Source organism: Microbacterium sp. Bi128 (assembly GCF_918698205.1).
Window position 1 is genome coordinate 1 of the sequence record NZ_CAKKMM010000232.1, and the last position, 6329, is coordinate 6329.

8 protein-coding genes and 1 pseudogene are annotated in these 6329 nt (G+C 70.6%); 2 read left to right on the forward strand and 7 right to left on the reverse strand.

Annotated features, from left to right (window positions below):
- The 5 genes from LQV45_RS15580 to murI all read right to left on the reverse strand — a co-directional run.
- Positions 1–340 (reverse strand): cation diffusion facilitator family transporter (locus tag LQV45_RS15580; protein WP_230007819.1); only part of this gene is annotated, 340 nt, incomplete at its 3' end.
- 85 nt (positions 341–425) lie between these two features.
- The gene (locus LQV45_RS15585; protein ID WP_230007820.1) at positions 426–1235 is read right to left on the reverse strand and encodes a glycosyltransferase family 2 protein; all 810 of its coding nucleotides are present in this window, start codon (positions 1233–1235) and stop codon (positions 426–428) included.
- A 26-nt stretch (positions 1236–1261) separates the two neighbouring features.
- Positions 1262–1858: an RdgB/HAM1 family non-canonical purine NTP pyrophosphatase gene (rdgB, locus tag LQV45_RS15590; protein ID WP_230007821.1), complete on the reverse strand. Its 597-nt coding sequence runs from the start codon at positions 1856–1858 to the stop codon at positions 1262–1264.
- Between the two features lies 1 nt (position 1859).
- Positions 1860–2591, reverse strand: a complete 732-nt coding sequence (gene rph / locus LQV45_RS15595) for a ribonuclease PH (protein ID WP_138175125.1) — start codon at positions 2589–2591, stop codon at positions 1860–1862.
- Positions 2592–2624: 33 nt separating this feature from the next.
- On the reverse strand, positions 2625–3443 hold the full coding sequence (gene murI, locus LQV45_RS15600; protein WP_230007822.1) for a glutamate racemase: 819 nt from the start codon (positions 3441–3443) through the stop codon (positions 2625–2627).
- A 57-nt stretch (positions 3444–3500) separates the two neighbouring features.
- On the opposite strand from murI, the gene LQV45_RS15605 reads away from it, so the two are divergent.
- Positions 3501–4823 (forward strand): nicotinate phosphoribosyltransferase, encoded by a 1323-nt coding sequence (locus LQV45_RS15605; RefSeq protein ID WP_230007823.1) that lies wholly within the window; start codon positions 3501–3503, stop codon positions 4821–4823.
- Between the two features lie 165 nt (positions 4824–4988).
- On the forward strand, positions 4989–5492 hold the full coding sequence (locus LQV45_RS15610) for a hypothetical protein (RefSeq protein ID WP_230007824.1): 504 nt from the start codon (positions 4989–4991) through the stop codon (positions 5490–5492).
- Between the two features lie 12 nt (positions 5493–5504).
- On the opposite strand, the gene LQV45_RS15615 is transcribed toward LQV45_RS15610, so the two are convergent.
- Together LQV45_RS15615 and LQV45_RS15620 are read right to left on the reverse strand one after the other, a co-directional pair.
- Positions 5505–5771 (reverse strand): DUF3039 domain-containing protein, encoded by a 267-nt coding sequence (locus LQV45_RS15615; protein WP_076490174.1) that lies wholly within the window; start codon positions 5769–5771, stop codon positions 5505–5507.
- Positions 5772–5819: 48 nt separating this feature from the next.
- Positions 5820–6329, reverse strand: a pseudogene (locus tag LQV45_RS15620) (hypothetical protein); the annotation flags it as partial.

Below are 6329 nucleotides of genomic sequence, written 5' to 3' on the forward strand. Positions count from 1 at the left end.
GCGCGAGCAGACGCTGCACGGCTTCGAACGCGACGCCCAGGCTGAGCACGATCAGCACGATCGCGTTCACGAGCGCCCCGAGCACCTCGGCGCGCTGGTAGCCGTACGTGCGCCGATCGTCGGCCGGGCGCGCGGCGATCGCCGTCGCGATGAGCGCGACGACCAGGGCCGCGGCGTCGGTGAACATGTGGGCGGCATCCGCCAGCAGGGCAAGAGACCCGGTGAGGATCGCGCCCACGACCTGCACCACCATGACCGTCGCCGTCAACCCGAGGGCGACGCCGAGCAGACGACGGTGGCTTGCGTCGCGGATGCCGCCGGCGGGCGCGTGATCGTGCATGGATCCAGGCTACGGGCGGCCCCGCTCCGGCCGCGTCGTTTCGCGGAACTCGGGAATGAGAGCGGATATCGCTCTCGCTCCGGCCTCAGCGTCGGAGGCCCGCCAACTGGCGCTGGATGGCCCGGTGCGTGTGCAGAGCGGGATACACGCCGAGGAAGACCGCCATCGGTGCGCGAAGTCGCAGATCCCGGATGCCGTGCGAAGAATACGTGGTCTCGAACCGCTCGACGTACTTGCGGAAGTCGCGTGGTCGGTCGTCCACCCGACGCGCCGACATCCCGGCGACCACGCCGGAGTCGTAACCGATCCGGCACCCCGCCCACGCGAGGTGGATCGCGATGTCGAGGTCTTCGTGCATCACGTCGGCCACGTCGTCGCAGAGATGCGGGCGCACCCTTCGCCAGGCTTCCGCGCGGACGGCCATGTTGCTGCCGAAGAGGAAGACGAAGTCGCCGGCGAGACGCACCTGCAACCGGCGCAGATGGTCGTCGATCTGGTGCCCGACCGAACGCAGCGGCAGGTCGTAGTACTCCATCGGTCCCGACACGGCGTCGGTTGCCCGGTCGGCGAACACCCGGGTCACCTGGGCGACCCAGTCCGGCTTCAGCGTCGTATCGGCGTCGATCCGCCCCAGGACGTCGCCGATCGCGACATCCATCCCCGCGTTCCGCGTCGGGATGAGACCCTGCCGGTCGTCCTGGCGGAGCAGACGGATGCCGGCACCGGGATTGTCAGCGATGATCGCCGCCACGATCTCGCGCGTGGCATCCGTCGACCTGTTGTCGACGACGATCACCTCGGCCGGCCGTACCGTTTGGGCCAGGACCGCCTCCAGGCACCGCCCGATCACCGCCTCCTCGTTGAAGGCGGGAACGATGATCGACACGGATGGCACGCGATCCACCTCCTGTGTCTAACAGATCAGAGTGTCTGCAAAAGGGGCACTAGGTTGCGGAATGCGCGCGCCCGGTGAGAATGCGCGTTCTTCTCCTCCGCCGACCACTCGCCGACGGTGCGCTCTCCCCCGACGGGCTGGCCGTCGGGCACGAAGATCGGGTCGTACCCGAAACCACCCGGGCCGGCCGGCGCGGTCGCCAGACGTCCCGGCCAGCGTCCCTCGACGGTGGACTCCGTGCCGTCGGGACGGACGAGCGCGATGCAGGACACGAACTGCGCGGTGCGGTGCGGATCGGCGACGTCCGACAGCTGGTCCAGCAGAAGGTGCAGGTTCGCCCCGGCATCCTTCTGGTGGCCGGCCCAGTAGGCCGAGAACACTCCCGGCGAACCGCCCAGGACGTCGACGGCGACACCCGAGTCGTCGGCGAGGGACGGGAGCCCCGTGTGCGCCGTCGCCGCGCGGGCCTTGATGAGGGCGTTCGCGGCGAAGGTCACTCCGTCTTCGACCGGCTCGGGACCGTCGTAACCGATCACTTCGAGGTCGGGGCGGGTGGCCGCGACGATCGCCTGGAACTCCTCGACCTTGTGCGGGTTGTGCGTCGCGAGCACGATGCGGGCCATGTCAGCCCTCGAGCGCTGCGGTCTGCAGGTCGCGCAGCTGCGCGCAGCCGTTCACGCCGAGTTCGAGCAGCCGGTCGAGCTCGGCCTTGTCGAAGGGCGCGCCCTCGGCCGTGCCCTGCACCTCGACGAAGAGGCCGCGACCGGTGACGACGACGTTCATGTCGGTCTCGGCCCGGACGTCCTCGACGTACGCGAGGTCGAGCAGCGGCGTGCCGTCGACGATGCCGACCGAGACCGCCGACACCGAGTCGAAGAGCACCTCGGAGCGCTGCGCGATGAACTTCTTCTCGCGTCCCCACGCGATGGCATCCGCGAGGGCGACGTACGCCCCCGTGATCGCCGCGGTGCGGGTGCCGCCGTCGGCCTGCAGGACGTCGCAGTCGATCACGATCGTGTTCTCGCCCAGCGCCTTGGTGTCGACGACCGCGCGCAGCGCCCGGCCGATCAGGCGCGAGATCTCATGGGTGCGACCGCCGACCTTGCCCTTGATGCTCTCGCGGTCGTTGCGGCTGTTCGTGGCGCGCGGGAGCATCGCGTACTCCGCCGTGACCCAGCCCTTGCCCTTGCCGGTGAGCCAGCGCGGGACGCCGTTGGTGAACGAGGCGGTGCACAGCACCTTCGTGCCGCCGAACGTGATGAGCGCCGAACCTTCGGCGTGCGCCGACCAGCCGCGTTCGATCGTGACGGGACGCAGGTCGTCGACGGCGCGGCCGTCCTTGCGGGTGTCGGTCATGGGTCCTCCTGGGAACGGGATGGATGCCGCGGCTCAGCGCGGCAGGTCGATGGCGCCGGTCTGCACGAGCTGCACCTCGCGCACCTCACGGCCCATGAGTCGGTGCGCCAAGCGCAGGAAATCCGCGGCCGAATCGCCGGTGGCCTCGTAGCGGTGCGCGGGGACGGCATCCGTTCCCGCGAGCAGGTCTTGAGAGACCAACTGGCGGTAGACGTCCTTCGCGGTCTCGCTGTCGCTCGAGACGAGGCTCACTTCGGGCCCCATTACGTAGCTGATGGCGCCCTCGAGGAACGGGTAGTGCGTGCACCCGAGGACGAGCGTGTCGACGCCGGCATCGCGCAGCGGCGCGAGGTACTGCTCGGCCACGGCGAGCACTTCGGGGGAATCGGTGATGCCCGCCTCGACGAACTCCACGAAGCGCGGGCAGGCCTGCGCGAACACGGTCAGTCGCTCGTTCACCTCGAGCATGTCCTGGTACGCGCGGGAGCCGATGGTGCCGACCGTCCCGATGACGCCGATCCGGCCGTTCCTCGTCGTGGACATGGCGGTGCGGACGGCAGGGCCGATGACCTCGACGACCGGCACGTCGTAGCGTTCCCGGGCGTCGCGGAGCACCGCGGCCGAGGCGGTGTTGCACGCGATGACGAGCATCTTCACGCCCTGGTCGACGAGAGTGTCGAGCACTTCGAGCGAATAGCGGCGGACCTCGGCAATGGGCCGAGGGCCGTAGGGCGAGCGGGCGGTGTCGCCGATGTAGAGGATCGACTCCCGCGGCAACTGCGCCGAGACCGCGCGGGCGACGGTGAGACCACCGACTCCCGAGTCGAAGATCCCGATCGGCGCGTCGTTCATAGGCGTCCAGCCTACCCGGCCGGTCGACGGCCACCCGGTCCGCAATAGGCTGGCGCCATGACGCGCAGCACGGCCCTGCACACCGACCGCTACGAACTCACGATGCTCGATGCGGGCCTCCGCGATGGCACCGCGCATCGCCGCTGCGTGTTCGAGGTGTTCGGCCGACGCTTGTCCGGCGGGCGGAGGTTCGGCGTCGTGGCGGGCACGGGACGACTCCTCGACGCCATCCGCGACTTCCGCTTCGGCGACGAGGAGCTGCGGTTCCTGCGCGACAACCGGATCGTGGATGCCACGACCCTCGACTTCCTCGCCGACTACCGCTTCACGGGCTCGATCACCGGCTACCGCGAGGGCGAGATCTACTTCCCCGGCTCGCCGCTGCTCACCATCGAAGGCACGTTCGCCGAGGCCGTCATCCTCGAGACCCTGGCTCTCAGCGTCCTCAACGTCGACTCGGCCGTCGCCACGGCCGCAGCCCGGATGAGCGTCGCGGCGGGCGACCGGCCCCTGGCGGAGATGGGCTCGCGACGAGCCGGCGAGGAGTCGGCCGTGGCCGCCGCCCGCGCTGCGTACATCGCCGGATTCTCGGCGACCAGCAACCTCGAGGCGGGGCGCCGATGGGGCGTGCCGACCATGGGGACCGCGGCGCACGCGTGGACACTGCTGCACGACAGCGAAGAGGACGCCTTCCGTTCGCAGATCGAGGCCCTCGGCACGGGCACGACCCTGTTGATCGACACGTACGACATCGCCGAGGGCGTGCGCACGGCGGTGCGGGTCGCCGGAACCTCGCTCGGCGGGGTCCGCATCGACTCGGGGGATCTCCCCATCGTCGCGGGTGAGGTGCGGGCGCTTCTGGACGACCTCGGCGCCCGCGACACGCGCATCACCGTCACGAGCGACCTCGACGAGTTCGCCATCGCGGCCCTCGCCGCTTCGCCCGTCGACAGCTACGGCGTCGGAACGTCCGTCGTCACCGGGTCGGGCACTCCGACCGCCGGTCTGGTCTTCAAGCTCGTCGCGCGCGCGGCGACCGACGGGTCCTGGGTGCCCGTGGCCAAGGCCTCGGCGCAGAAGGCGTCGCACGGCGGACGCAAGGCCGCGTTCCGGACCCTCGACGACGGCACCGCCACGTCCGAATTGATCGTGGTGAGCGACGGGTTCGAGGATCTCTCGACGGCGGCCGAACACCCGGACGCGCGCGCCCTGCAGGTACCGCTCATGGTCGCCGGAGAGGCGGATGCCGCGGCGCTCGGTCCCGAGGGCGTCGTCGCCGCCCGCGCCCATCACGCCCGCGTGCGCGAAGAGCTCCCGGTCCGTGCGCTCGCGTTGAGCCGGTCGGACCCGGCCTTGCCCACGGAGTACGTCGAGGCCTGACGCGCCGGGCGCGGGCGGCGGGTGAAAGCGTCGCCATGGCGGGCGAGGATCTGCCGCAAGAACCCGTGAAGGGCCCGCGCCTTCCTTAGCGTGGGAACCTCGCCGGGTCGAGGCCGTGCCGCGCGCCGGCTCCCCGAGCGTGCCGCGCACCGAACGGAGAGCCCCATGACCGACGATGCCCCGTCGACACCGCGATCAGCGCCCACACGTCGCGCCATCCTGACGACCGCGGCGTGGGTCGTCCCCCTCGTCGCCGCCACCTCGGTGCCCGCGTCGGCGCAGTCCGGGGGCAGCGTCCCGGTGTCGAAGCTGCGCATCAACCCCGGGTACACGGTGCAGAACGCCTCGAAGTACGACCCCGCCACCGGGACGAACCGCGGCCCGATCGTGGTCTACGTGTGCGCGAACTACGACCAGGACATCACGTGGTGGCCGAACCCGGACCCGAGCGTCGCGGTGCTGCCGTACACCGTGCAGGTCACGGGCCCGCTGGGATCGTCGACGCTCAGCGGCGTCCTCACGATCGCGATCGGCGGCTACGCACAGGACCTGCGGTGGTACCCGGGCGAGAACGAATTCCCGGTGCCGGCCGGCACGTACACGTTCACGCTGGCGCTGTACGGAAGCGACGGGTCGACGTCGTCGACCACGTCGATCACCATCGCGTGAGCGCCGCGCGGATCAGGTGTTGAGCGACTCGTAGATCTCTTTGCACTGCGGGCACACGGGGAACTTCTCGGGATCACGACCCGGGGTCCACTTCTTGCCGCACAGCGCGCGCACCGGCTTGCCCGTCAGTGCGGATTCGAGGATCTTGTCCTTCTTGACGTAGTGCGAGAACCGCTCGTGATCGCCCGGCTCGATGTTCTCTTCGCGGATGAGCTCTTCGAGCTCACGATCCAGGGTCGCAAGACCCCCGCTGTCCGGACGGTCGAGAGGCGTACTCATGATGAGTCAGTGTAGCCGCGGACGGTCCGGCGGGGGTGGATCCGGCCGTCAGGTCGCCTCGGCGAACTCCATCAGCCGGGTGCCGCGGCGTTCGAACTGCGCGGCCCCGATCGCGATCCCCGCGATCAGGACGACCCCGCCGCCCGCCAGCCCTGCCCAGAGCGCCAGGAACGCGTCCGCGGTGTCGGAGGCGACCGCTTGCCACGCGAACCAGAGCGCGGGGGCTGCGGCGACGAGAGCCCCCGCCATCACGAGTCCCTGCGCCATGACCCCGCCGGACCCCGTGCGCTGCGGCTGCTGGAACGGGCTATCACCCGGCCGCGAGACGGCGTAGGGGGCGACGACGGAGGAGATGCTGGACAGCCCGAGCCCCGACAGGAACAGGGCCGCACACACGCCGACGAGCGCCGGAGCGAACGCCCACCGTCCGTGGACCGCGATCGCGAGCGGGATCGCCACGGCCAGGAGCGGAAGGGCGATGAGCACGACCGGGACGAGCCGCCCGAGCCGATCCGGAAGACCGCGCACCCCGCTGGCGATGTGCGTCCATGGCGCCGT